This window comes from Kitasatospora sp. NPDC001603 (genome assembly GCF_040298365.1).
In the GTDB taxonomy this organism is placed as follows: Bacteria; Actinomycetota; Actinomycetes; order Streptomycetales; family Streptomycetaceae; genus Kitasatospora.
This window is the reverse complement of record NZ_JBEPAA010000010.1, coordinates 65,640-89,533: the sequence shown is the minus strand read 5'-3', so window position 1 is coordinate 89,533 and position 23,894 is coordinate 65,640. Positions and strand designations below refer to the sequence as shown.

General features: G+C 73.6%; 21 protein-coding genes. 7 read left to right on the top strand and 14 right to left on the bottom strand.

Annotated elements, in window-relative coordinates:
* Positions 1-416: 416 nt before the first annotated feature.
* Positions 417-4,868, top strand: coding sequence for a polarized growth protein Scy-related protein (locus ABT263_RS09715; RefSeq protein WP_352289406.1), 4,452 nt, complete (start codon positions 417-419; stop codon positions 4,866-4,868).
* A gap of 107 nt (positions 4,869-4,975) precedes the next feature.
* The gene (locus tag ABT263_RS09710) at positions 4,976-5,905 is read left to right on the top strand and encodes a coiled-coil domain-containing protein (RefSeq protein ID WP_218201876.1); all 930 of its coding nucleotides are present in this window, start codon (positions 4,976-4,978) and stop codon (positions 5,903-5,905) included.
* A 129-nt stretch (positions 5,906-6,034) separates the two neighbouring features.
* Here the strand turns inward: ABT263_RS09710 and ABT263_RS09705 are convergent, their stop codons facing one another.
* A complete protein-coding gene (locus ABT263_RS09705) occupies positions 6,035-6,355 on the bottom strand; it encodes a hypothetical protein (RefSeq protein ID WP_329489635.1) in 321 nt (106 codons plus the stop codon).
* Positions 6,352-7,146, bottom strand: a complete 795-nt coding sequence (locus tag ABT263_RS09700) for an alpha/beta fold hydrolase (protein WP_352289403.1) — start codon at positions 7,144-7,146, stop codon at positions 6,352-6,354. The genes ABT263_RS09705 and ABT263_RS09700 overlap by 4 nt, the downstream gene beginning before the upstream one ends.
* A gap of 92 nt (positions 7,147-7,238) precedes the next feature.
* Here ABT263_RS09700 and ABT263_RS09695 point away from each other — a divergent pair, with 92 nt between their 5' ends.
* Both ABT263_RS09695 and ABT263_RS09690 read left to right on the top strand, forming a co-directional pair.
* On the top strand, positions 7,239-8,246 hold the full coding sequence (locus ABT263_RS09695) for an ABC transporter ATP-binding protein (RefSeq protein ID WP_352289400.1): 1,008 nt from the start codon (positions 7,239-7,241) through the stop codon (positions 8,244-8,246).
* A gap of 1 nt (position 8,247) precedes the next feature.
* Entirely contained in the window at positions 8,248-9,015 is a 768-nt protein-coding gene (locus ABT263_RS09690) for an ABC transporter permease (protein ID WP_352289397.1), read from the top strand.
* A gap of 28 nt (positions 9,016-9,043) precedes the next feature.
* On the opposite strand, the gene ABT263_RS09685 is transcribed toward ABT263_RS09690, so the two are convergent.
* Entirely contained in the window at positions 9,044-9,367 is a 324-nt protein-coding gene (locus ABT263_RS09685; protein WP_329489631.1) for an Rv1322 family protein, read from the bottom strand.
* Positions 9,368-9,594: 227 nt separating this feature from the next.
* Here ABT263_RS09685 and ABT263_RS09680 point away from each other — a divergent pair, with 227 nt between their 5' ends.
* Positions 9,595-10,902 (top strand): LLM class flavin-dependent oxidoreductase, encoded by a 1,308-nt coding sequence (locus ABT263_RS09680; RefSeq protein WP_352289394.1) that lies wholly within the window; start codon positions 9,595-9,597, stop codon positions 10,900-10,902.
* A 117-nt stretch (positions 10,903-11,019) separates the two neighbouring features.
* Here ABT263_RS09680 and ABT263_RS09675 read toward each other — a convergent pair whose 3' ends face one another.
* Positions 11,020-11,412, bottom strand: coding sequence for an SCO5389 family protein (locus tag ABT263_RS09675; protein ID WP_329489629.1), 393 nt, complete (start codon positions 11,410-11,412; stop codon positions 11,020-11,022).
* Between the two features lie 486 nt (positions 11,413-11,898).
* Here ABT263_RS09675 and nucS point away from each other — a divergent pair, with 486 nt between their 5' ends.
* Complete coding sequence (nucS, locus tag ABT263_RS09670) at positions 11,899-12,558, top strand: endonuclease NucS (RefSeq protein ID WP_329489628.1); 660 nt, start codon at positions 11,899-11,901, stop codon at positions 12,556-12,558.
* Positions 12,559-12,563: 5 nt separating this feature from the next.
* Here nucS and ABT263_RS09665 read toward each other — a convergent pair whose 3' ends face one another.
* The 5 genes from ABT263_RS09665 to ABT263_RS09645 all read right to left on the bottom strand — a co-directional run bounded on the left by ABT263_RS09665 (position 12,564) and on the right by ABT263_RS09645 (position 18,701).
* Positions 12,564-14,873, bottom strand: a complete 2,310-nt coding sequence (locus ABT263_RS09665; protein ID WP_352289391.1) for an ATP-binding protein — start codon at positions 14,871-14,873, stop codon at positions 12,564-12,566.
* A gap of 207 nt (positions 14,874-15,080) precedes the next feature.
* Positions 15,081-15,425 carry an STAS domain-containing protein gene (locus ABT263_RS09660; RefSeq protein ID WP_329489626.1) on the bottom strand — a complete coding sequence of 115 codons (345 nt, stop codon included), beginning with the start codon at positions 15,423-15,425 and terminating at the stop codon, positions 15,081-15,083.
* Between the two features lie 364 nt (positions 15,426-15,789).
* A complete protein-coding gene (locus tag ABT263_RS09655) occupies positions 15,790-16,659 on the bottom strand; it encodes a 3-hydroxyacyl-CoA dehydrogenase family protein (protein ID WP_352289388.1) in 870 nt (289 codons plus the stop codon).
* Between the two features lie 183 nt (positions 16,660-16,842).
* Positions 16,843-17,493 carry a response regulator gene (locus ABT263_RS09650; protein ID WP_329489624.1) on the bottom strand — a complete coding sequence of 217 codons (651 nt, stop codon included), beginning with the start codon at positions 17,491-17,493 and terminating at the stop codon, positions 16,843-16,845.
* Positions 17,490-18,701, bottom strand: coding sequence for a sensor histidine kinase (locus ABT263_RS09645; protein WP_352289385.1), 1,212 nt, complete (start codon positions 18,699-18,701; stop codon positions 17,490-17,492). Before ABT263_RS09645 ends, ABT263_RS09650 begins: the two co-directional genes overlap by 4 nt.
* Before the next feature lie 157 nt (positions 18,702-18,858).
* Between ABT263_RS09645 and ABT263_RS09640 the strand changes: the two genes are divergently transcribed.
* Positions 18,859-19,449, top strand: a complete 591-nt coding sequence (locus tag ABT263_RS09640; protein ID WP_352289382.1) for a hypothetical protein — start codon at positions 18,859-18,861, stop codon at positions 19,447-19,449.
* Positions 19,450-19,500: 51 nt separating this feature from the next.
* On the opposite strand, the gene ABT263_RS09635 is transcribed toward ABT263_RS09640, so the two are convergent.
* The 5 genes from ABT263_RS09635 to ABT263_RS09615 all read right to left on the bottom strand — a co-directional run bounded on the left by ABT263_RS09635 (position 19,501) and on the right by ABT263_RS09615 (position 23,867).
* Positions 19,501-20,073: a cob(I)yrinic acid a,c-diamide adenosyltransferase gene (locus ABT263_RS09635; RefSeq protein WP_352289379.1), complete on the bottom strand. Its 573-nt coding sequence runs from the start codon at positions 20,071-20,073 to the stop codon at positions 19,501-19,503.
* A 212-nt stretch (positions 20,074-20,285) separates the two neighbouring features.
* Positions 20,286-20,786: a DUF2550 domain-containing protein gene (locus tag ABT263_RS09630; RefSeq protein ID WP_329489620.1), complete on the bottom strand. Its 501-nt coding sequence runs from the start codon at positions 20,784-20,786 to the stop codon at positions 20,286-20,288.
* A gap of 148 nt (positions 20,787-20,934) precedes the next feature.
* Complete coding sequence (locus ABT263_RS09625) at positions 20,935-21,318, bottom strand: F0F1 ATP synthase subunit epsilon (protein ID WP_148642910.1); 384 nt, start codon at positions 21,316-21,318, stop codon at positions 20,935-20,937.
* Positions 21,319-21,504: 186 nt separating this feature from the next.
* A complete protein-coding gene (gene atpD, locus ABT263_RS09620; RefSeq protein ID WP_329489619.1) occupies positions 21,505-22,950 on the bottom strand; it encodes a F0F1 ATP synthase subunit beta in 1,446 nt (481 codons plus the stop codon).
* 2 nt (positions 22,951-22,952) lie between these two features.
* Positions 22,953-23,867 carry a F0F1 ATP synthase subunit gamma gene (locus ABT263_RS09615; protein ID WP_352289376.1) on the bottom strand — a complete coding sequence of 305 codons (915 nt, stop codon included), beginning with the start codon at positions 23,865-23,867 and terminating at the stop codon, positions 22,953-22,955.
* Between the last annotated feature and the right edge of the window lie 27 nt (positions 23,868-23,894).

Here is a 23,894-nt window from a genome sequence, read left to right as displayed (position 1 = left end):
GAAAACCCCTACGCGGCCATTCCCCCGCGGGACGCTCCCACTACAATGCCCAGGTGCGCGAAGACTCCGGGGGACGGAGGCGACGGGCACGGCCGATGACAGGCCTGTCCGCCCAGCGGTGGACCGGCCCGTCGCAGGGGAGTCCATTACGCGGGCACGGCTGAACAGTCGCAGTTCGGATCTGTCACCATTCTCCACAAGGCAAGAGTTCGCCCAGGAGTCCACCCGGACGGGGGAACGCGGCACGACCGCGCTCCGACGCCCAGGACTTCGACAACCGCGGCGGACGCCCCCGACCAGAACAGGGGCCGTCCACCGGCTGCGGATGCAAGGACCAGTCGGACCGGGGCCCCGGACACGGGAGCCGGGGTGCGGCCGGGTCGAGGACGCGACCAGGAGATGGATGGGACCGCGGAGTGCGGGGCTACGACCGCTACGAGGTTGACGATCACCTCTCCCAGTTCGAGGCCGAGATGGATCGGACTCGCAAGGAGCGGGACAAGACCGTCGAGCATGCCGAGGACCTCGCCTACCAGGTGGAGGTGCTCCGGGCCAAGCTGCACGAGTCCCGTCGCATGCTCGCCCAGCCGCGTGCTTTCGACGCCGTCTCCGGCCAGGCCGAGCAGCTGCTCCGCACCGCCGAGATGCAGGCCCAGCAGCTGCGTGCCGACGCCGAGCGGCAGCTGCGCGACTCCCAGCAGGCCACCCAGCGCCTGATGGCCGAGGCCGCCGAGCGCACCGCCCGGCTGGAGGCCGAGCTGGCCGCCCGCCGCCGCCAGCTGGAGGACGAGCTCGCCGAGCTGCGGCGCAGCGCCGAACAGCACGTCAACGAGAACGTCAACTGGGCCGAGCAGACCCGGGCCGGCACCGAGCAGGAGGCCCAGCGCCTGCTCCAGGAGGCCCGCGCCGAGGCCGAGCGGATGATGGCCGCGGCCCGCGCCGAGGCCGCCGCGCTGTCCGACCACGCCCGCGCCCAGACCGCCGCCGACGTCGACGCCGCCCGCGGTGAGGCCCAGGCCGCCGCCGAGGCCGCCCTCCACCGCGCCCAGACCGACGCCGAGCGCCTGCTGCGCGCCGCCTCCGAGCAGGCCCAGCAGGCCGGCGCCCAGGCCGCCGCCGACGTGAACGCCGCCCGCGGCGAGGCCCAGCAGCAGCTGGCCGCCGCGCACGCCGCCGCCGAACAGCAGCTCGCCGCCGCGCAGGCCGAGATCGGCCGGCTCAAGGAGCACGCCAGCGCCGAGCAGGCCCGCGCCGAGGAGGCGCTCGCGCACGCCCAGGCCGAGATCGAGCGGCTGCGCGCCGAGGCGATCGCCGAGGCCGAGCGCACCCGTCGGGAGTCCGCCGAGCTGCGCGCCCAGGCCGAGGCCGCCGCCGAGCAGCTCCAGGCCGATGCCGAGGCCGCCGCCGTCCGCAAGGTCGCCGACGGCGAGGCCGCCAGCGAGCAGCGCTCGCAGACCGCCCGCGCCGAGGTCGCCCGGATGGTCGCCCAGGCGACCAAGCAGGCCGAGACCATCCGGGCCGAGGCCGCCACCAAGCAGGCCGAGGCGGAGGCCGCCAGGGCGGCCGCCGCCGAGGAGAGCGAACGGCTGCGCGCCACCGCCGAGTCGGTCGCCGGCCAGCTGCGGTCCGAGGCCGAGGCCGCCATCGCGGAGCTGCGCTCGCAGGCCGAGCGCGACGTCGCCGAGCTGCGGGCCCAGGCCGAGGCCGCCGCCGAGCAGCTGCGCAGCGAGGCCGAGGAGGCCGGCCGGGCGGCCGGCGCCAAGGACGCCACCGTCCACCTCGCCAAGGCCGCCAAGACGGCCGAGGAGATGCTGGGCCGGGCCAACCAGGACGCCGAGACCGCCAGGGCCGAGGCCACCACGGAGGCCGAGCGGATCCGCGCCGAGGCCGCCGCCGAGGCGGAGCGGCTGCGCGAGCAGGCGCAGGCCGCCGTCGAGCAGGCCCAGAACGCCGCCCTGGACGACGCGGCCGGCATCCGCGAGCGGGTCCGGCAGATGCAGGACGAGGCCGCCAGGCTGCGGGCCGAGGCCGAGGAGCTGCGCGCCCAGGCCGCCGCCGAGGCCGACCGGGTCCGCGGCGAGGCCCGCCGGCAGGCCGTCCTGCAGATCGAGGAGTCGGCGAAGAACGCCGAGGAGCTGCTGACCAGGGCCAAGACGGACGCGGACGAGCTGCGCGCCGGCGCGGCCGCCGAGATCGAGCGGCTGCGCGAGCAGACCAAGCAGCAGGCCGCCGAGACCCAGGGCCGCGCCGAGCAGACCCTCGACCGGGCCCGCGCCGAGGCCGAGAAGATCGTCGCCGGTGCCGAGCAGCAGGGCCAGGACGCGCTCGCCGCGGCCAAGGCCGCGGCCGCCGAGAACCGCTCCGCCGCCGAGCGTGAGACCGCCGAACTGCGCCGCGAGGCAACCGAGTTCGACCAGCGGGTGCGGGCCGGGGCGAACGCCGACGCGCAGGCCGTCCGGGCCGACGCGCAGGCCGAGGCCACCGCCGTGCTGGACGCCGCGGTCGCCGACGCCGAGCGGCTGCGCGCCGAGGCCGACGCCGAGCTGGCCCGGACCCGGGCCGAGGCCGACGCCGCCGCCGAGGCGCTGCGCGAGGAGAGCCGGCGCGAGCGCGAGAAGGCCGCCGCCGGTCTGCTCCGCGAGCGCGAGGAGACCGCCGAGCAGCTGGCCGCCGCCCGAACCGCCCGCGAGCAGGCCGAGACGGCCGCCGCCGAACTCACCGAGCGCACCGCCGCCGAGACCACCGCGCTCCGCGAAGCCGCCGAGGCCCACGCCGACCGGCTCCGCACCGAAGCCGAACGGACCGCCGCCGAACTCACCGAGTACACCGCCGCCGAGACGGCCCGTCTGCGGGCGGAGGCCGAGGAGGCGCTGGAGGCCGCCCGGGCCGCCGCCGAGCAGCGGACGGCCGAGGCCGAGGCCGCCGCTTCGGCGCTGCGCGAGCGGGCCGAGGCCGATCTGGCCCTGGCCTCCGAGCAGGCCGAGACCGTCCGGGCCGAGGCCGGCCGGGAGCTGTCCGAGGCGCGTGCCACCGCCGAGTCGATCCGCGCCGAGGCGCGGGCGGTGCTGGAGCGGGCCGGCGTCGAGGGCGAGGAGCTGACGGCCGCGGCCAGGGCCGAGGCCGCCGAGCTGGTCGCCAACGCCGAGGACGAGGCCGCCGAGGTCCGCCAGTCGGTGGCCGGGATGCACGAGGCCGCGTCCCTGCAGATCGCCGAGCTTCGGGCCACCGCCGAGCGCGAGGCCGCCGAGGTCCGCCGGGAGGCCGAGCAGGCCGCCGCCGAACTGCGCGACACCGCCGAGCGGGAGACCACCGAGCAGCGCGCGCTGGCCGACCGGGAGACCGCCGAGCTGCGCGAGCGCACCGCCCGCGCGATCGCCGAGCAGCACGAGACCGCCGACCGGGAGACCACCGAACAGCGGGCCCTGGCCGACCGGGAGACCGCGGACCTGCGGGCCCGGACCGCCGCCGAGACGACCGCGCTGCGCGAGCAGACCGAGCTGGAGCTGGCCGGCGAGCGCCAGGCCGCCGAGGCCGAGCTGGCCCGCCGCCGCGCCGAGGCGCAGGCCTACGACGAGCAGCTGCGCGCCGAGGCCGAGGCCGAACTGCACGCCGCCCGGGAGAACGCCGAGCAGCAGCGCGCCGCCGGCGAGGAGCGGGCCGCCGCCACGATCGCCGAGGCCGAGGAGTTCGCCGCCGCGCTGCGGGCCGAGGCCGAGGAGTACGCGCTGGCCACCCGGTCCCTCGCGGACGACTACGACGCGGACACCCACGCCCGCGCCGACGCCTTCGACGCGGAGATCCGCGAGGCCGCCGAGCATTTCGACAAGGCCACCCGCGAGCAGGCCAAGTCCGTCCTGGAGCGGGCCTTCGCCGACGCCGAGGCGCTCGGCGAGGACGCCCAGACCACCGCGCTGGCCACCACCGCCGCCGCCGAGGAGCAGGCGGACGCGATGGTCGCGGCCGCCCGCAAGGAGGCCGACCGGCTGGTCGCGGCCGGCGAGGCGGCCGGGCAGGCCGCGGTCGAGAAGGCCCGGGCCGACGCCGACGCGCTGCTCTCCGAGGCCCGCCGGGACGCCACCGCGATCCGCGAGCGCGCCGAGGAGCTGCGCGAGCGCACCGACGCCGAGGTGGAGGCCCTGCACGAGCGCGCCCGCAAGGAGAACGCGCAGGCGATGAAGTCGGCCGGCGAGCGGGTGGACGCGCTGGTGACGGCCGCCCAGGAGCAGCTGACCGAGGCCGAGGAGCAGGCGGTGGCCGCCGTCGCCGAGGCCGAGGAGCGGGCGGCGGCGCTGATCGCGGCCGCCGAGGAGCACGCCAACGAGCTGAACTCGCGGGCGTCCGCCGAGGCCAGCAAGGTCCGGATCTCGGCCGTCCGCAAGGCCGAGGGCCTGCTGAAGGAGGCCGAGACCAAGCTGGCCGACTCGACCGACCGCGCCGAGGCCCTGATCATCAAGGCCGAGGCCAAGCTGAAGTCCGCCCAGGAGGAGTCCGAGGAGCGGATCGAGACGGCGGCGGCCGAGGCGGAGAAGCGCCTGCGGACCGCCGACGAGGCCGCCGACGAGCAGATCGAGCTGGCGAAGGCGGAGGCCGAGCGGGTGCTCGCCGAGGCACGGACCGAGGCGAAGCGGGTCACCGACGAGGGCCGGCGCGAGCTGGACGAGCTGGTGCGCCGCCGCAAGGACATCAACACCGAGATCTCCAGGGTGCAGGACGTGCTGTCCGCGCTGGAGGCGTTCGAAGCACCGTCACCGGTCGTGCAGGCAAACGGGGGAAGTACGAGCAAGAAAGACGGGGGGGCCAAGGCGGGTGCCGGAGTCGGCTCCCCCCGGTCGGGTGGCAATCGTTCCGGCAGCGCACCACCCGATTGAGCGGACATTCTCCGCGAGACAACGGCATTTCGCCGACGACACTCCGGTACCGTGTCAGGATTCCCTCAACCACCTCAGCGGTTTGACGACAGGAAGCCCAGAACCCCATGAGCGACAGTCACTCCCCTCACGGCTTCGACCTGGTGCGCCGTGGGTACGAGCGCGCCCAGGTCGACGAGCGGATCACCAAGCTGGTGGCCGACCGTGACAGTGCCCTGACCCGGATCAGCGCGCTGGAGAAGCGCATCGAGGAGCTCCACCTGGAGACCCAGACCGCGCAGGCGGCGGTCACCGAGGCGGAGCCCTCCTACGCCGGTCTCGGCGCCCGGGTCGAGAAGATCCTGCGACTCGCCGAGGAGGAGGCCAAGGACCTGCGCGACGAGGCGCACCGCGCCGCCGAGCAGCACCGCGAGCTCGCCGAGGCCGCCGCCCAGCAGGTCCGCACCGAGGCCGAGAACTACGCCAAGGACCGCAAGGCCAAGGCCGAGGACGAGGGTCTGCGGATCGTCGACAAGGCCAAGAGCGACAGCGCCCAGCTGCGCGCCGAGGCCAACAAGGACGCCCAGAACAAGCGCGAGGAGGCGGACGCCCTCTTCGAGGAGACCCGCACCAAGGCCGCCCAGGCCGCGCTGGAGTTCGAGACCAACCTGGCCAAGCGCCGCGAGCAGTCCGAGCGCGACCTGGCCGCCCGTCAGGCCAAGGCCGAGAAGCGCCTGGCCGAGATCGAGCACCGGGCCGAGCAGCTGCGCCTGGAGGCCGAGAAGCTGCGCACCGACGCCGAGCGCCGCGCCCGCCAGACGGTGGAGACGGCCCAGCGCCAGTCCGAGGACATCGTGGCCGACGCCAACGCCAAGGCCGACCGGATCCGCAGCGAGTCCGAGCGCGAGCTGGCGGCGCTCACCAACCGCCGCGACAGCATCAACGCCCAGCTGACCAACGTCCGCGAGATGCTGGCGACGCTGACCGGCGCGGCCGTGGCCGCCGCCTCGCTGCCGAACGACGACACCATGGGCGTGCCCGCCCAGCAGTCGCGCTGACGCCGCGGCAGGACGGGCCCCCACCCTTGCGGGTGGGGGCCCGTCCTGCTGTCCCCCGGGGCGGCTCCCTGGCGGCCCCTGGCGGCCCGGAGCGGGAAGTCGGCCGGCCCGACTCCCCACTCCCCGGGTTCACCGCGGATAGGCCCCGTCGGGCCGCTGGTGGCCACAGCTCAGCTGGTTGCCGTCGTCGTCCGAGACGGTGCCGAACCACGAGGTGCACCAGACCGAGACCGAGTCCCGCCAGTACTGCACCTCGAAGGGGTGTCCGGAGCCGTAGTCGCCGTACGAGGTGACGATGAAGGTCTCCCCCGGGCGCATCCAGTAGTCCTCGCCGAGCGGCTCCAGGGTCAGTTCGAGCAGCCCCTCCCCGCGGTTGGTGACCGGTACCCGGCCGGTCACCTCCAGCGCCGAGAAGTCCCAGCCGCCGGTCTCCGCCCGCTCCTCCTTCATCGCGTCACCCGTGCCAGCAGCCCGCGCACCGCCGCGTCGAACGCCTCCGGCGCCTCCAGCGCGCTCAGGTGCCCCACGCCGGGGATGACGGTCAACTCGGCGTCGGGCCGCGCCCGCACCATCAGCTCGGCCTCTTCGAGCGGCATCAGGCCGTCCAGCTCCCCCGCCACGACGGCGGTCGGCACCCGTACCCCGGCGAGCACGTCCAGGGTCTGCGGCCGGGCCGCCATCGCCCGCTGCGCCCAGGCCACCGCCGCCGGCGACGCGGCGGCGATCATGCCCTGGACCCGATCGACCAGGTGCCCGGAGTCCGGCCCGAGCTGGCCCGCCGCCATCCGCTCGTCGAGCAGCAGCTGGACGCTGTCCCGGGCCAGGACGGCGGCGGCGATCCGCTCGCGGTTGGCCCGGGCGGCGTCCGTGTCGGCGGTCGCCTTGGTGTTGGCCAGCAGCAGACCGGCCATCCGCCGCGGGTGGCGGCGGGCGAAGGCGAGCGCCACGTACCCGCCCATCGAGAGACCGCCGATCACCGCCCGGTCGATCCCGGCCGCGTCCAGCAGCAGGGCGACGTCGTCGGCCACCGCGTCCAGCGAGGGCTCGTCCGTGCCCAGCTCGGTACTGCCGAAGCCGCGCTGGTCGGGCGCGAGCACCCGGGCCTCGTGGCCGGTCGTCCCGGGCAGCCCGTCCAGTTGGGCGGACCACATCGAGGCATCGAGCGGGAAGGCGTGCAGGAGCACGAGGGGCATTCCGGTACCACTCTCGCGGACCGACAATGCGGAGGGGAGCTGGGTCATGCGCCCACCGTAGTTCGGTGCGCCCGGCGGGCCCACTCAGCGGGCCACCCTGTCCGGTTTGTCATAGCCTGACGGAGAGTGAGGGAGCGCGAATGATCGAGTTGCACGAACTGACCAAGCGTTACGGCAAGACGCTCGCGGTGGACCGGCTCAGCTTCCAGGTGCCGCAGGGTGTGGTCACCGGGTTCCTCGGCCCCAACGGCGCCGGCAAGTCCACCACCATGCGGATGATCCTGGACCTCGACCGGCCCTCCGGCGGCCGCGTCACCATCGACGGCAAGAGATACGGGCAGCTCAGCGAGCCGCTGAAGTACATCGGGGCACTGCTGGAGGCCAAGGCCGTCCACCCCGGCCGGACCGCCCGCGACCACTTGCTCTGGCTCGCCCAGAGCAACCGCATCCCCACCGGGCGGGTGGACGAGGTGCTCGCCCTGGTCGGCCTCACCCCGGTCGCCCGCAAGCGCGCCCGCGGCTTCTCGCTCGGCATGGGCCAGCGGCTCGGCATCGCCTCCGCCCTGCTCGGGGACCCGGAGATCGTGATGTTCGACGAGCCGGTCAACGGGCTCGACCCGGAGGGCATCCTCTGGATCCGCAACCTGATGAAGCGCCTCGCCGCCGAGGGCCGGACCGTCTTCGTCTCCTCCCACCTGATGAGCGAGATGGCCGTCACCGCCGACCACCTGGTCGTCATCGGCCGGGGCCGGCTCCTCGCCGACCTGCCGATGGCCGAGTTCATCCGGCGCAACTCCCGCACCGCCGTCCGCCTGCGCAGCCCCCAGCCCGAGCGGCTGCTGGACGTCCTGGCCGGTGCCGGGCTGCGCGGCGAACCGGGCCCGGACGGCTCCTACGAGGTGGTCGACGGCGAGCTCGCCGCGCTCGGCGACCTGGCCGCCGCCCACGGGGTGGTGCTGCACGAGCTGAGCCCCCAGCAGGCCTCGCTGGAGGAGGCCTTCATGCAGATGACCGCCGACTCGGTGGAGTACCACGCCGGGAGCGGCGAGGGCCGCGACGCGGCCGGGGCGCCCGGCACCTGGGGCGCGAACTGGCAGGGCGCGGCGGCGCAGCAGGAGCCGGCGGCCGTACAGCAGAAGGAGAACTGAGATGGCGTCCTTCCCCGCGGTGCTGCGCTCCGAGTGGACGAAGATCCGCAGTGTCCGGTCGACGGTCTGGACGCTCGCGCTGGCCTTCGTGGTCACCCTCGGTATCGGCGCCCTGCTGTCGCTGCTCACCAACAACAACTTCGAGGAGTTCCGGGGCGACGCGGACAGCCCGTTCGACGCCACCGGGACGGCCTTCTCCGGCATCATCCTCGGCGAACTGGCCATCATCGTCTTCGGCGTGCTGGCGGTGGGCAACGAGTACAGCAGCGGAATGATCAGGGTCACCCTGGCGGCCGTCCCGCAGCGCGGGACCCTGCTCACCGGCAAGATGGTGGTGCTCGGCGCGCTGGCCTTCGCGGTCTCCCTGGTCACCGCGTTCATCACGTTCTTCGTCGGCCAGGCGCTGCTCGGCGACCACTCCACCAGCCTCGGCGAGCCGCACGTGCTGCGCGCGGTGTTCGGCGCGGCGATGTACCTGACGCTGCTCTGCCTCTTCTCGGCCGGCGTCACCGCGATGCTGCACAACCAGACGCTGGCGCTGGGCGTGCTGGTGCCGTTCTTCTTCCTGCTCTCGCCGATCCTCTCGGCGGTGCCGAAGGTCAAGACGCTGGCGCACTACTTCCCCGACTACGCGGGCTCGCGGATGATGCTCGTCTACGAGCAGCACAACCAGCCGTACGGGCCGTGGGCCGGCTTCGCGATCTGCCTGGCCTGGACGGTGGCCGCGCTGGTCGGCGGCGCGCTGGTGCTGAAGAACCGCGACGCCTGACCGGCTCGCCGACGCGGCCGCGGCGCCCTCAGTACCGGGGTGCGCCGCGGCCGCGCTGGATGTTCGAGGCCCGGCGGTCGCGGGCGCCCCAGCAGGCCCGGTGCCAGTGCCGGCGGTCGTCCACCCCGGCCCCGTACATCGGCCACGCCACCACGTGGCCCACGCCCGGCGGGATCTCCTGGTCGCAGCCCGGGCAGCGGTAGTGCCGGCCAGCGGTGCCGGCCACCGTCTGCACCACCCACTCGTCCCCCCGGTAGCTCTCGGTGCGGCGCAGCGCGCCGCCGAGCGGGGCGGCCGGCGCCGAGTCCTCGTGATCGGCTGCGCTCTTGATCCGGTTGCGGCGGGGCGACACGTCTGGCTACCTCTCTACGGGGGCTCGTGACCGTTCCAGGTTACGGCCGGCGCGCACCCCTCGAAGCCACTATCACGGCGCCGCCCGGCGCTTCGGTGTTTCCCGTGATATCCACCCGTTCTTCTGTGAAATTCGTGGTTCGGCGTGCCATTGGCACATGACATCGGTTACTCACAAGGGGAGAGGCGGGGCCCGCAGACCCTGCGCGCACCCGAGGAGGCCCAAGGATGACCAAGACCAGCGCCCGCGCCGAGACCCGCCGACCCGTCGGAGTCCGGCCGCCCACCGTCGGCCCGGCACCCACGACCGCCGGCCCGGCCACCGCCACCGGCACCCCCCTGCCGGCGCCCCAGCGCTCCGCCGCACGCCCCGCGGACACCGCACCGGTCAAGGTCGGTGCCTTCCTGCTCTCCGCCCAGTTCCCCGGACAGACCCACGGCGAGGCGCTGGACCGGACGGTCCGGGCCACCGTCGAGGCCGAACGGGCCGGCCTGGACAGCGTCTGGCTCGCCGAGCACCACTTCGTCCCCTACGGCGTCTGCCCGAACGCGGCCACGCTCGCCGCGATGCTGCTCGGCCGCACCCGCCGGATCGGGATCGGCACGGCGGTCAGCGTGCTCTCCACCGCGCACCCGGTGGCCCTCGGCGAGCAGGCCGCGATGCTGCACCTGGTCTCCGGCGGGCGCTTCACGCTCGGGGTGGGGCGCGGCGGTCCGTGGATCGACCTCGATGTCTTCGGCGGCGGGGTGGAGGCCTTCGAGCAGGGCTTCCCGGAGCGGCTCGACCTGCTGCTGCGCTGGCTGCGCGGCTCCCGGGTGGGCGCGGACGGCCCGCAGTTCAGCTTCCCCGAGGTGGCCGTGGTGCCGCGTGCCACCGAACCGCCCCGCCGGCCCGACCTCGGCGCCTGGCTCGGGCTCGGCGACCAGTCCGGACTGCTGCGCTTCCCCCGCCAGCGGGTGGAGGCGGACGCGCCCGTCGACGAACTCACCGCCTCGGGGCGCCCGGTGGCCGGCCCGCCGCTGGTGGTGGCCTGCACCTCACCCGGCGGGGTCCGGCTCGCCGCCGAACGCGGCCTGCCGATGCTGCTCGGCATGCACTCCGGGGACGACGACAAGCTGCGGATGCTGGAGCTCTACCGCACCGCCTGGCTGGCCGCCGGGCGCGGCGAGGAGCAGCTGCGCCGGATCGGCCGCCAACACGTCGCGGCCGGGGTGGCGCAGGTCGACGACCGGACCTCGACGGCCCGGGCCACGCTGCTGCGCGCGATGCCCGGCTGGTTCGAGTACGGGCTCGGCGCCCACCGCACGGTGGACGGCCGGGAGCGCAAGATGCGCGACCCGCACGCGTACACCGAACTGCTCTGCGACCTGCACGCGGTGGGAACGCCGAAGCAGTGTGCCGACCGGCTGCTGGCCACCGCCGAGCGCACCGGCATCCGGCGCTTCGCCCTCCTCGCCGAGGGCAGCGGCGACCGTGAGGCCACCCTGCGGAACATCGCCCGGCTCGGCTCCGAGGTGCTGCCGCAGCTGGGCTGACGTCGCCGGGCCGCCCCTCCCCTGAGCGGAGTGGGGCGGCCCGGTGGCGGTTCCGGTGCCGCGGCGGCGGCACCGGCGTTCCCCGCGCCGTCGAACCGGCACGGTCGGCCCGCGCGATCAGCAGTCCCGGAGTTCCTCGGACTGGTTGAGCAGCTGCTCCCGGACGGACGTGAAGCGATCGAACCGCGCCTCGTTGGAGTCCGACGGCAGGAACACCGCCACCCGGTGACAGTTCTGGAAGGCCAGCCGGACGCCGAAGTGGCGCTGCAGCGCACCCCGGATGGCGTCGCTGGCGAGGGCCCGGAGGAGCTGGCCGCGGGCCTGCTCGCTGGGCGGCGGAACGTGGTTGTCGGCGAAGTCGGTGCCGTCGACCTTCGCCTGGGCGACCAGCGAGCTGATCAGCTCCCAGGCGTACGGCAGGGAGACGCGGACGCAGTCGACGAATTCCCGCTCGTCGACCTCGCCCCGCTCGGCCTTTTCCAGCAGGGCCGGTGAGACGTCGAGCGACATGGATTCTCCTCTCGCGGTCCACCCGCGCGGCGCCCGGGTGGTGATGCGTAGTCCAAGCTGAGGGTGAGGGTGGGCGAAACGCGCGTGATGTCCGGAACGCCGTCGGACGGCTGTTTCCGGCACCGCGCGGAGGCGGCGGCGCCGAGGCCGCGTCGGAGGACGCGTCGGGGGCACCGGCCGCTCAGGACAGCGTGGCAGCCGATCGGGGGCGAGGCCGGGGATTCCTGTGGATTGCTCCGTAAATACGCCTTGCTGCACCAGATTGGCCGGATCCTGCTGGATCGTTCATCTGAAGTCTCCGTCCCCGTTGACAGCTCCGCTGCAAGCAAGCCGTCACACACCGTAGCTGCCCGTGGGAATGGGCGCCAGAGTGCCGACAGGCATTCGCGGGATCGCCGAACTTCCATGTTCGCGGGGTTCGCGGATTCTTCACCCGGCCGTCGCGGAATCGCATCAACTGGCCCCGGTGGGCTAGCGTGGTCGACCGTGCGTCTCGTAATTGCCCGCTGCTCAGTCGACTATGCCGGTCGGCTCTCCGCCCATCTGCCCTCCGCCACCAGGCTCATCCTGGTCAAGGCCGACGGCAGCGTCAGCATCCACGCCGACGACCGCGCCTACAAGCCGCTCAACTGGATGTCCCCGCCGTGCACCCTCAAGGTGGGCGACGGGGTCTGGACAGTGATCAACAAGGCCGGCGAGAAGCTCATCATCACGCTGGAGGAGGTGCTCCACGACTCCTCCCACGAACTCGGGGTGGACCCCGGCCTGATCAAGGACGGTGTCGAAGCACACCTCCAGGAGCTGCTGGCCGACCGGATGGAGGTGCTCGGCGCCGGCTGGTCGCTCATCCGCCGCGAGTACCCGACCGCGATCGGCCCGGTCGACATCCTCTGCCGCGACTCCGACGGCACGACCGTCGCCGTCGAGATCAAGCGCCGCGGCGAGATCGACGGCGTCGAGCAGCTCACCCGCTACCTGGAGCTGCTCAACCGCGACCCGCTGCTCGCCCCGGTGAAGGGCGTGTTCGCCGCGCAGGAGATCAAGCCGCAGGCCCGCGTCCTCGCCACCGACCGCGGCATCGGCTGCGTGGTGCTCGACTACGACGGGCTGCGCGGCATCGACGACGACAAGCTCAAGCTGTTCTGACCGAATCAGCCTGACGTGGCCGTGCCGGTCGCCGTCGGCGAAGGCGTCCCCGGCGTGCTCGGTGCGGTGGTCGGGGAACTCGGGGTCGACGGAGCGGTCGTCGGGGGCGTCGTGCCCGGACCGGAACTGGTCGGCACCGAGGGCGGCACGGTCGGCTGAACCGGCGGCGGCACGGACGGGAGCACCGGCGGTTGCGGCTGGCCCGGGGAGGGCGACTGCGAGCCGGTCGCGGTGGGCGACCTGCTCGGCCTCTTCGACGCCGACCCGGACGCCGAGGGCGAGTGCGAAGTCCCGCCGCCCGCCGACGACTCCGGGCCCGCCGGCTCCTGCGCGGGCGAGGTCTCCGGGCCCTGCGAGCCCGACGCGTCGTCGGACGGCGTCGGTTCGGGGCTCAGGCTCGGCCGGGGCGCCGGCCGCCCCGCCGGCAGGCCGGTGCCGTCGTCCGTGCTGCTGAGCGGGTCGTTGCCGCGGTGCTCGTCCGGCCCGGTGACGCTCAGCCCGACCGCCGTCCCCAGCACGCCGAGCGCGAGGACGGCCGCCGAGGCGGCGATCACCGTGCGCCGGGTGCCGCCGGCCGTGCCGGGGGTGGTCTTGAACCGCCACGGCACCTGCGCGATGGCCCGGATGACGGGACGTCGGACGGGCGCCGGGGCGGTCGTCGCCGCGGCGGGCAGCTGCCGGCCGTCGGCGCGCAGCAGATCGAGCATCCGGCGGGCGCCGGCTGCCCCGCGCGGCTCGCCGAGCGCGGCCCGCAGGGTGAGGGCGGACTCCAGTTCGGCGACGGCCCGCCCGGGCTCCCGGACGCAGATCGCGTAGACGCCCAACTCGTGGTGGAACCAGGCCTCGTCGGCCCGGGAGCCGGTGTTGCGGGCGGCCTCCAGGCCGAGCAGCAGGGCGCGCTCCCAGGCGCCCCAGCGCAGCGCCAGGGCCAGCGCGGGGCCGGCCGCCCGGGCCAGCCGCAGGACGGCCGCGTGCCGGCCGGCGGCCCGGTCGGCCAGCAGCACCCCGATCACCACCTCCGCCTCGGCGGCGATCTGCTCCGTGGAGACCGAGCTGTGCCCGACCCACCAGGCGAAGTGCTGGGCGGCGCCGTCGATGCTGCGGCGGGCCGGCCAGTGCGGGGCGAGCAGGTCCAGCGCGCCCGCGGTGAGCCGGTGGTGGCCGCCGATGGACACCGCCAGCCCGGCGTCGGCGAGTTCGTGCAGCGCGCTCTCGCCCTGGCCGACGTCGATCAGCGCGGGCAGGTGCGGCGCGGTCGGGCACTCGCCGCCGAGCGCCACCGCGAGCCTCAGCACGGCCTGGGCCGGCTCGCTGAGGCCCCCGGCGAGCCGGACGGCGGGCGAGGCGCTCTCGGCCACCGACGGCAGCGGGACGGCCCCGCGCAGCTCGCTCTCACGGACCGCCGGGTCGGGGTGCCGGTCGGGCTCCTCGACCGCGCCGAAGACGTCCAGCCGGTCCTCCTCGGCGGCGACCAGCGCGTCCACGGCGACGTCCCGCTGGCGCAGCAGCGCGGCGGCCTGGACGAAGCGCAGCGGCAGCCCCTCGGACTCGAACCAGAGGTCGACCGCCCAGGCCTTCTCGGCCGCGTCCAGGGGCCGGCCGGCCAGCCGGGCGGCGAGCGCGAGGCAGGCGGACCGGGAGAGCCCGGCCACCAGGTGGTCCCGCAGCCGGGAGTCGGCGGACAGCGGCGGGCTGTCGGGCGCGACGGAGATCAGGAAGGCGCAGTCGGGGGCGGCGGCGAGCACCCGCTCCAGCTCCGCGCCGACCGGTTCGACCTCGTCGACGACCACGACCGCGCCGACCTGCGCGAGGTGCTCGGCGAGCTGCCCCGGGTCGGGCCGGAAGCCGGGGGCCTGGTGGGTGGCGGCGAAGAGGTCCTGGAGCAGGTCGTCGCCGGTGCGGCGGTGACCGCAGAGCTGGACGACGCCGCCGGGCGCGAGGTCGCCCGCCGCCTCGGCGACCGCCGAGAGCAGGGCGCTGCGACCCGAGCCGGCCTGCCCGACCAGGCGTATCGAACGCCCCTCGGCGAGCAGGCCGAGCAGGTGGGCGATGTCGGCCTCGCGGTCGAGCAGCGGCAGGTCGGCCGGGCCGGCGCCGAGGGCGAGCGGACCGACCGCGCGGCCGGGGCCGCCGACCGGTCCGCGGGCGGGTTCGGTGCGCCCGATCCGGCGCGGGCGGGGCCGCCACTCCTCGGGGCAGGGCCGGACCTCGGACCCCTCCGGGGTGCCGACGGTCACCAGCAGGGCCCCGGAGACCAGCTCACCGCCCCGGGTGCGGACGGCTTCCTGCCGGAACTCACCGGATGGCTGTCCCACGATCTGCTCCGCCCCTGGTCGGCCGACGACTCGGTACGGCCGTTCCGGACCGGGGGTGCGCCCCTGCCTCCGGCCGGGGGGACCCCCACCCCGCCGGGGCGGGAAGGAGCCGGTCCTGTCCCCGGCGGCCGTCTTCTGACGGCAGACTCTTGCACATCCGGTCCGGACCGCGCAGGGCGGTCCCTCCCCGGAGGGCGCGCGGGAGCGCTAGAGCACCGGGCCGAGGGCGGGCAGCGTGGCGCCGTAGGGCTCGGGGACGACGCCCTCGACGGCGAGGATGCGGTGCAGCCGGGTGGCCACCAGCAGGCGCTGGAGCTGGGCCGGGACGGAGCGCAGCACCAGCCGGCGGCCGATCCGGCCGGCCCGGCGGTGGGTCCCCATGATCACACCGAGGCCGGTGGCGTCCCAGAACTCCAGCCGGGTGAGGTCCAGTACGAGGTCGCCCCGACCGCCGTCGACGGCCTGGTGCAGCCGGACCCGCGCGTCGGCGGCGGTGCGCACGTCGAGGCGGCCCTCGATGGCCAGCGCCGTCTGGTCGCCCGTGATGCGCATGGTCTCCTCCTCCGCCTGGCGGTCACTGGTACGGGTCGTTCCGCCCCGGCCGCGCGGGCCCGGATCGGGTGTCCACCGGGCGGGCGTGGAGCCCCGCGCCCGGGCCGGCCGCAGCATCGTCGGCGTGGGCCGGGTCCCCCTCATCTGACGGTGAACCAGGTCCGCAGGTTGCTGGTTCCGGCCAGATCTGAAGCAACTTCACTCGTCCGAGGGAATATACGCAGGAAGTCTCCACACCTACGCTCGATTACCGCCCAAATCACCCGTCTGCGGCACCCGGCGTGAGGAAACTCACCCATCCCCGGCGAGGTGGGCCGTACGGTGCTGTGACCGCACGGCCCGGTCGGTCAGCGGCCCCGGCGGGTCACTTGGCCGGGTACGGGTAGAAGCCCTGCCCGCTCTTGCGGCCCAGGTCACCGGCGGTGACCATGCGGGCCATGATCTCCGGCGCGGCGAACTTCTCGTCCTTGGTCTCGGCGTAGATGTTCCGGGCGGCGTGCAGCAGGATGTCGACGCCGGTCAGGTCGGCGGTCTCCAGTGGGCCCATGGCGTGTCCGAAACCGAGTCGGCAGGCGGTGTCGATGTCCTCGGCGCTGGCGACGCCCGACTCGTACAGCTTGGCGGCCTCGACCACCAGCGCCATGATCAGGCGGGTGGTGACGAAGCCGGCCACGTCGCGGTTGACCACCACGACCTCCTTGCCGACCCCCTCGGCGAAGGCGCGCGCGGTGGCGAGCGTCTCGTCGCTGGTCTTGTAGCCGCGCACCAGCTCCACCAGGCGCATCAGCGGCACCGGCGAGAAGAAGTGCACGCCGACGACCGACTCGGGGCGCCCGGTGGCGGCGGCGATCCGGGTGATCGGGATGGCCGAGGTGTTGGAGGCCAGCACCGCGCCGTCCTTGGCGATCTTGTCGAGCTCCTTGAAGACGGCTTCCTTGACGTCCAGCTGCTCGAAGACCGCCTCGACCACGATGTCGGCCTCGGCCACCGCGCCCAGGTCCGTCGTGGTGGTGATCCGGCCGAGCGCCGCCTCGGCGTCCTCGGCGGTCAGCCGGCCCTTGGCGACGAACTTCTCGTACGAGGCCCGGATACCGGCCACACCGCGCTGCAGCGCGGCCTCGGTGACGTCCCGCAGCACCACCGGGTGTCCGGCCTGGGCGGAGACCTGGGCGATACCGGCACCCATCAGGCCGGCACCGATCACGGCGATCTGCTTGCTGGACGCGTTGCTCATGGCTGGGTCTCCCGGATGCCGTCGCCGCCCTGCGGGCGGGCCCTGAAGGCGGCTCAGCGCAGGGGTCACCCGCTCATGAGCCGCGCCGCTCATGCGCCGGACTCTAATGCCCTTCCGCCCGCCGTGGTGTCATCCGGGAGTGTGATCTGCGACTGACCTGGCCCGATACCGGAAGGCCGTTGTTCAGATCGTCAGACCGAGGTCCTGCGCGAGGATCGCCGCCTGCACCCGGCTGCGCATCCGCAGCTTGGCGAGGATCCGGCTGACGTGCGTCTTGGTGGTCGCCTCGGCCATCTCCAGCCGCTCGGCGATCTCGCCGTTCGACATCCCCGCGCCGATGCAGGCCAGCACCTCCCGCTCGCGCGGGGTGAGCCCCGACACCGACTCCCGCGTCTCGGGTCCGACCGCGCGGCCGGGGCGGGCGAAGGTGCCGATCAGCCGCCTGGTCACCGAGGGCGCCAGCATGCCGTCCCCGCGCGCCACCGTGCGGATGCCCTCGACCAGGGTGTCCGCCTCCAGGTCCTTCAGCAGGAAGCCGGCCGCGCCGGCCCGCAGCGCGCCGTAGACGTACTCGTCCAGGTCGAAGGTGGTCAGCACCAGCACCTGGGCGGCCCCCGCGGCCACCACCCGGCCGGTCGCCGAGACGCCGTCCAGCCGGGGCATCTGCACGTCCATCAGGACGACGTCGGGCCGCAGTTCCAGGGCCAGCCGTACCGCCTCCTCGCCGTCCGCGGCCTCCCCGACCACCTCCAGGTCCGGCTCCGCCCGCAGGATCATCACCAGCGCCGCCCGGACGGCCGCCTGGTCCTCGGCCACCAGCACCCGAATCGTCATGCCCGCCGCTCCCCTTCCGCCGCCACCGGCTCCCGCGGCAGCACCGCCCGTACGGTCCAGCGGTCCCCGACCGGACCGGCCTCGAAGCTGCCGCCGAGCAGCCCGGCCCGTTCCCGCATGCCCACCATCCCCGCCCGGGCGCCGGGCAGCTCCCGGCCCACGTCGGTGCGGTACGGGCTGTCCACGGTGATCCGCAGCTCCTGCGGGAGGTACTCCAGCAGGACGTGCACCCGGCCCGGGCCGGCGTGCTTGAGCGCGTTGGTGAGCGACTCCTGCACGATCCGGTACGCCGCCAGCCCGACCGGCACCGCCGGCTCCCCGCGCTCGCCGTGCTCCGCGAGCTCGAACTCCAGCCCCACGGCCCGCCCGGCGTCCCCGGCCTTGGCCAGCAGCGCGTCCACCGCGCCCAGGTCGGGCGCGGCGTACGACGCGTCGGCCTCGCCGCCGCCGCTGTCGCGCAGCAGCCCGATCATGCGGCGCATTTCGGCCAATCCCTGCACGCTGTTCTCCCGGATCACTCCCAGCGCCGCCACCAGCGGATCCTCCGCCGTCCGGTGCTGGCGTCGGGCCACCGACTGGGCGCCGGTGGCGTGGATCGCGATGGCCGACAGGTGGTTGGCCACCACGTCGTGCAACTCCCTCGCCATCCGCGCCCGTTCGGCGACCACCGCCTCGCGCCGGTCCATCTCGGAGAGCAGCGCGGTCTGCTCGGCGCGCAGCCGCTGGCTCTCCGCCTCCTCGCGGTGCCTGCGCACCAGGTCCCCGGTCCACACCGGTCCGAGGAAGATCAGCGAGGTGAGCACCACGACGGCCAGCGCCGTCGGGGCGTCGCTGTACAGGAACGACAGGCTGCTCAGGACGAGCACCGAGGCGGCGCCGGACAGGTGCAGGACGCGGGACATCCGCGGGCGGCCGTAGACCACCGCCGCGTAGAGCAGGTCGGTGTACATGATGGTGGTCGCGATCAGCGCACCGCTGAAGATGCTCGCCGCGAAGACCGCCCCGCCGAGCGTCACCGTCAGGATCGGGCGGGTGCGCCGGAACAGCTCCAGCGCGGCCGTGACCAGCAGCGGCGGCAGCACCAGCCAGCGCGGCACGGCCGAGGAGTGGTCGTAGACCTTGGACGCGATCAGCACCAGCCCGCCGACCAGCCCGAAGAGGGCGATCGCCCGGTCCTCCTGCCGCGGGGTGAGTGTCGGTCTGCGCACTCCCCCATCAGATCATCCCCGGCCGGCCCCCGGCTCCGGTCCAGGGAGGAGCCGCCGTACATCGAAAGGTGCAGGCAAGGCTCGGCGTCGGCGACGACGACGGGGGCGCCCCGGGCGGCAAGGCTGGGGGGTACCGCCGAGAAGTCCGGGAGTCACCATGATCGTCACCCTCGTCATCGGGGCCGAGGTCGCCTTCTGGGTGCTCCTCGCCCTCGGGCTCGCCACCCGCTACCTGCTGCGGCTGCGCGGGGTGAGCACCGCGCTGCTGGTCGGCCTGCCGGTGGTGGACCTCACGCTCTTCGTGCTCACCGTGCTCGACCTGCGCGGCGGCGCCACCGCGAGCTGGACGCACGCGCTGGCCGCGAGCTACGCGGGCTTCTCGATCGGCTTCGGGCCGTCCCTGGTCCGCTGGGCCGACCGGCACTTCCAGTACCGCTTCGCCGGCGGCCCCAAGCCCAAGGGCGCCCCCAAGTACGGGCCCGCGCGGACCCGCCACGAGTGGGAGTTCTGCCGCCGCACCGTGGTCTCGGCCGCCATCACCCTGGCGCTGATCACCGCGCTCGTCCCGCTCTCCGACGGCGCCGCCGGCTTCGGCACCTTCACCGGCTGGTACCTGCGGCTGGGCATGGCGGCCGGGATCAACGTGATCGTGGCCGGCTGCTACTCGCTCTGGCCCAAGGAGGCGCCGGCCGGCGCGATCGTCGAGGACGGGCACGTGGTCGGCTGGAGGATCCCCCAGCAGCAGTAGCGGCCCGCCGCCGGACGCCCCACCGTCCCGCCGACCGGCGGGGCGGTCGGCTCAGCGGTTCTCGCCCGGCACCCAGAGCACGTCGCCGCGCTCCTTGTTGGCCGCCCGGGCCAGGATGAACAGCAGGTCGGACAGCCGGTTGAGGTACTTGGCGGTCAGCGGGTTCACGGTGTCCCCGTGCTCCTCGATCGCCGCCCAGGTGGCCCGCTCGGCCCGCCGCACCACCGTGCAGGCCAGGTGCAGGTGGGCCGCGCCGACGGTGCCGCCGGGGAGGATGAAGCTGCGCAGCTTCTCCAGCGACTCCAGGTAGTGGTCGCAGTCCGTCTCCAGCTTGTCGATGTAGGACTGCAGCACCCGCAGCGGCGGGTACTTCGGGTCCTCCACCACCGGGGTGGCCAGGTCCGCGCCGACGTCGAAGAGGTCGTTCTGCACCCGGACGAGCACCGCGGTGACGTCCTCGGCGAGGCCTCCGGCGGCGATCGCCACGCCGATCGCGGCGTTGGCCTCGTTGGTGTCGGCGTACGCGATCAGGCGCGGGTCGGTCTTGGTGGTACGGCTCATGTCACCGAGCGCGGTGGTGCCGTCGTCGCCGGTACGGGTGTAGATGCGCGTCAGATTGACCATGCCGCCCAGCCTAGCGAGCCGGGTTAGGCCGCGTTAACCCCCGGCCCCAGGGTCTCGTCGCTACGCGACGTTCACCCTCCCCCAGCCTCCGGCCGGGAGGTACCCCCACCCCAGCCTCCGGCCGGGAGGTACCCCCACCCCAGCCTCCGGCCGGGAGGTACCCCCACCCCAGCCTCCGGCCGGGAGGTACCCCCACCCCGAGCGTCTCGTCGCTACGCGACGTTCACCCTCTGCCCGGGCGGGGCGGCTTCGAGCCAGGCGAGGAAGCCGGTCAGGGCGTCGTCGCTCATCGCCAGCTCCAGCGGGGCGCCGTTGTGCAGGCAGCGGAGCACGACCGAGCCGGAGAGCAGCGCCAGCTCCTCCTGGCCCTCGGGGTAGCGCCGGCCGAGCACCTCGATCTCCCGGCGCGGGAGCACCCGGCGCGGGCGCGGGGCGTACGAGAAGACCCGGAACCACTCGATCGAGTCACCGCTGTAGCGCCCGATACCAAAAACCCACCCCTTGCCATCGGTCTGGGGAACCGGGGCCGAGGTGGGTTTGCCGTTCTCGTCGAGGTCGGGCTGCGTCGAGGCGTCGGCGGGCATTTTGAGCCGGTAACTGCAGTCGAACGTTCCGCCGACCCGCTGGATCACACGGCGCCGCACCGCGAACGCCACCAGGCCGATCACACCCAGCGCAACGACCGCCGCGCACACCACAAGGGCGAGGACCATGCTCACCTACCTCCTCGCTACCCGCGTTCCCCGTATCGGTCGTATCAGGCGACCGCGTTGACCTACCAACTGAGACGACAGTCCCGGGGTCACGCTCACGCGTCCCCGGGACCGTCGGTCGACCCCGCCAAGCGAGGGTCCGGCGCACTCAGGCGTGGGCCTTGAGACCGCGCGCCGCGAACAGACGCACCTCGGCGCGTCGCTCGGCGTGCTCGTCCAGGTCCGACTGTGCCTTCTCCAGTGCACGCTCGGCGCGCGCGACATCGATCTCGTCCGCCAGCTCGGCGATCTCCGCGAGCAGAGACAGCTTGTTGTCGGCGAAGGAGATGAAGCCGCCGTGCACAGCGGCGATCACGGTGCCGCCGTCCACGGTGCGGATGGTGACCGGACCGGTCTCCAGCACGCTCAGCACCGGGGTGTGACCCGGCATGATGCCGGTGTCACCGGAGGCCGTACGGGCGACGACGATGGTGGCCGCACCGGACCACACCTTGCGGTCGGCTGCGACCAGCTCGACGTGCAGCTCAGCCAACGTGGGCTCCTAGGCTCATGCAACCCCCGATTGCTCGGGAGTTTCGGTAAGAATAACGGGCCCGCGCCCCCGGCATGAAACCGGCGGCACGGATTTGACCGGAATCACAGCCGGTGCGACGTGAGGGGTGGGTCCCAGGGCTGGGGCCCACCCCTCACGATCACACTCGGCTGCTACCGGACGCGACTACTTCTTCGCGAGCTCGGCGGCGTTCTTCTCGAGGTCCTCGATGCCACCGCACATGAAGAAGGCCTGCTCGGGGACGGAGTCGTACTTGCCGTCCGCGATCGCGTTGAAGGCCTCGATGGTCTCCGACAGCGGCACGGTCGAACCGTCGACGCCGGTGAACTGCTTCGCCACGTAGGTGTTCTGCGAGAGGAAGCGCTCGATGCGACGGGCACGGTGGACCGTGATCTTGTCCTCCTCCGACAGCTCGTCCATACCGAGGATGGCGATGATGTCCTGGAGGTCCTTGTACTTCTGCAGGATCCCCTTGATACGGATGGCCGTCTCGTAGTGGGTCTGCGCGATGTAACGCGGGTCGAGGATGCGGGACGTGGAGTCCAGCGGGTCGACGGCCGGGTAGATGCCCTTCTCCGAGATCGGGCGCGACAGAACGGTCGTCGCGTCCAGGTGGGCGAAGGTGGTGGCCGGGGCCGGGTCGGTCAGGTCGTCCGCGGGGACGTAGATCGCCTGCATCGAGGTGATCGAGTGACCGCGGGTCGAGGTGATGCGCTCCTGGAGGAGGCCCATCTCGTCGGCCAGGTTCGGCTGGTAACCCACCGCGGAGGGCATCCGGCCGAGCAGGGTCGACACCTCGGAACCGGCCTGGGTGAACCGGAAGATGTTGTCGATGAAGAGGAGCACGTCCTGCTTCTCGACGTCACGGAAGTACTCCGCCATGGTCAGCGCGGAGAGCGCGACGCGAAGACGGGTGCCCGGCGGCTCGTCCATCTGGCCGAAGACCAGCGCGGTCTTGTCCAGAACGCCCGAGTCCACCATCTCGTGGATGAGGTCGTTGCCCTCACGAGTGCGCTCGCCGACGCCGGCGAAGACCGACACACCACCGAAGTTCTCGGCGACGCGGTAGATCATCTCCTGGATCAGAACGGTCTTGCCGACACCGGCACCACCGAACAGACCGATCTTGCCACCGGTGACGTACGGGGTGAGCAGGTCGATGACCTTGATGCCGGTCTCGAACATCTCGGTCTTGGACTCGAGGTCCTTGAAGGCCGGCGCCTTGCGGTGGATCGGCCAGCGGACCTTGACCTCGGCCTCGAACTCGGCCTTGTCGACGTTCAGCACCTCACCGAGGGCGTTGAAGACCTTGCCCTTGGTGATCTGGCCGACCGGCACCGAGATGGCGGAGCCGGTGTCGGAGACCTGCGCGCCACGGACCAGGCCGTCGGTCGGCTGCATCGAGATGCCGCGGACCATGCCGTCGCCGAGGTGCTGCGCGACCTCGAGGGTCAGGACCTTCTTGCCCGAGCCGTCGGGGTTGTCCACCTCGACGTGCAGGGCGTTGAACATCTCCGGAATCGCGTCGACGGGGAACTCCACGTCGACGACCGGGCCGATGACCCGCGCGACGCGGCCCGTCGCCGTGGTCGGCTCAACAGTGGTGGTCATTCTCATTCGCTCCCGCGGCTAGCGTCGGCGAGGGCGTTGGCACCGCCGACGATCTCGCTGATTTCCTGGGTGATCTCGGCCTGACGGGCCGAGTTGGCAAGCCGCGTAAGCGACTTGATGAGCTCTCCGGCGTTGTCCGTCGCGCTCTTCATCGCGCGCCGGCGAGCGGCGTGCTCCGATGCGGCGGACTGCAGCAGCGCGTTGTAGATCCGGCTCTCGACGTACCGCGGCAGCAGTGCGTCGAGGACGCCCTCCGCCGACGGCTCGAAGTCGTACAGCGGGAAGATCTCGTGCGTGGCCTTCGACTCGTCGCTGAGCTCGACCTCGTCGAGCTTCAGCGGCAGCAGCCGGGCGTCCACCGCGGTCTGGGTCAGCATGGACTCGAACCGCGTCGAGATCACGTGGACCTCGTCGACACCGTCCGTCTCGGCCGTGAAGGCCGAGATCAGAGCGGCCGAGACCGCCTTGGCGTCGCCGTACGTCGGCTTGTCCGAGAAGCCCGTCCACGACTCCGCGACCGCGAGGTCACGGAAGGTGTAGTACGAGACGCCCTTGCGGCCGACGACGTACGTCACCACGTCCTTGCCCTCGCCGCGCAGGCGCTCGGCGAGCACCAGCGAGGCCTTGATGGCGTTGGACGAGTAGCCGCCCGCCAGACCGCGGTCCGCCGTGATCAGCAGTACCGCGGCGCGCGTGGCGGCCGGGTTCTCGCTGGTGAGCGGGTGCTTGGCGTTGGACCGGGTGGCCACCGCCGTCACCGCCCGGGTGAGCTCATCGGCGTACGGAGTGGAGGCGGCCACCGCGCGCTGCGCCTTACCGATGCGCGCCGCGGAGATCATCTCCATCGCCTTGGTGATCTTCTTCGTCGCGGTGACAGAGCGGATCCGGCGCTTGTAGACCCGAAGCTGTGCTCCCATGGGTCGTTACGTCCTTTCCCTCGCTAC

Bases quoted from the DNA above. Each gene is read 5' to 3' on its own strand.
- ABT263_RS09710 (WP_218201876.1), top strand. From the start codon at position 4,976: ATGAGCGACAGTCACTCCCCTCACGGCTTCGACCTGGTGCGCCGTGGG.
- ABT263_RS09705 (WP_329489635.1), bottom strand. From the start codon at position 6,355: ATGAAGGAGGAGCGGGCGGAGACCGGCGGCTGGGACTTCTCGGCGCTG.
- ABT263_RS09700 (WP_352289403.1), bottom strand. From the start codon at position 7,146: ATGACCCAGCTCCCCTCCGCATTGTCGGTCCGCGAGAGTGGTACCGGA.
- ABT263_RS09695 (WP_352289400.1), top strand. From the start codon at position 7,239: ATGATCGAGTTGCACGAACTGACCAAGCGTTACGGCAAGACGCTCGCG.
- ABT263_RS09690 (WP_352289397.1), top strand. From the start codon at position 8,248: ATGGCGTCCTTCCCCGCGGTGCTGCGCTCCGAGTGGACGAAGATCCGC.
- ABT263_RS09680 (WP_352289394.1), top strand. From the start codon at position 9,595: ATGACCAAGACCAGCGCCCGCGCCGAGACCCGCCGACCCGTCGGAGTC.
- ABT263_RS09675 (WP_329489629.1), bottom strand. From the start codon at position 11,412: ATGTCGCTCGACGTCTCACCGGCCCTGCTGGAAAAGGCCGAGCGGGGC.
- ABT263_RS09660 (WP_329489626.1), bottom strand. From the start codon at position 15,425: ATGCGCATCACGGGCGACCAGACGGCGCTGGCCATCGAGGGCCGCCTC.
- ABT263_RS09655 (WP_352289388.1), bottom strand. From the start codon at position 16,659: ATGAGCAACGCGTCCAGCAAGCAGATCGCCGTGATCGGTGCCGGCCTG.
- ABT263_RS09650 (WP_329489624.1), bottom strand. From the start codon at position 17,493: ATGACGATTCGGGTGCTGGTGGCCGAGGACCAGGCGGCCGTCCGGGCG.
- ABT263_RS09640 (WP_352289382.1), top strand. From the start codon at position 18,859: ATGATCGTCACCCTCGTCATCGGGGCCGAGGTCGCCTTCTGGGTGCTC.
- ABT263_RS09635 (WP_352289379.1), bottom strand. From the start codon at position 20,073: ATGGTCAATCTGACGCGCATCTACACCCGTACCGGCGACGACGGCACC.
- ABT263_RS09630 (WP_329489620.1), bottom strand. From the start codon at position 20,786: ATGGTCCTCGCCCTTGTGGTGTGCGCGGCGGTCGTTGCGCTGGGTGTG.
- atpD (WP_329489619.1), bottom strand. From the start codon at position 22,950: ATGACCACCACTGTTGAGCCGACCACGGCGACGGGCCGCGTCGCGCGG.
- ABT263_RS09615 (WP_352289376.1), bottom strand. From the start codon at position 23,867: ATGGGAGCACAGCTTCGGGTCTACAAGCGCCGGATCCGCTCTGTCACC.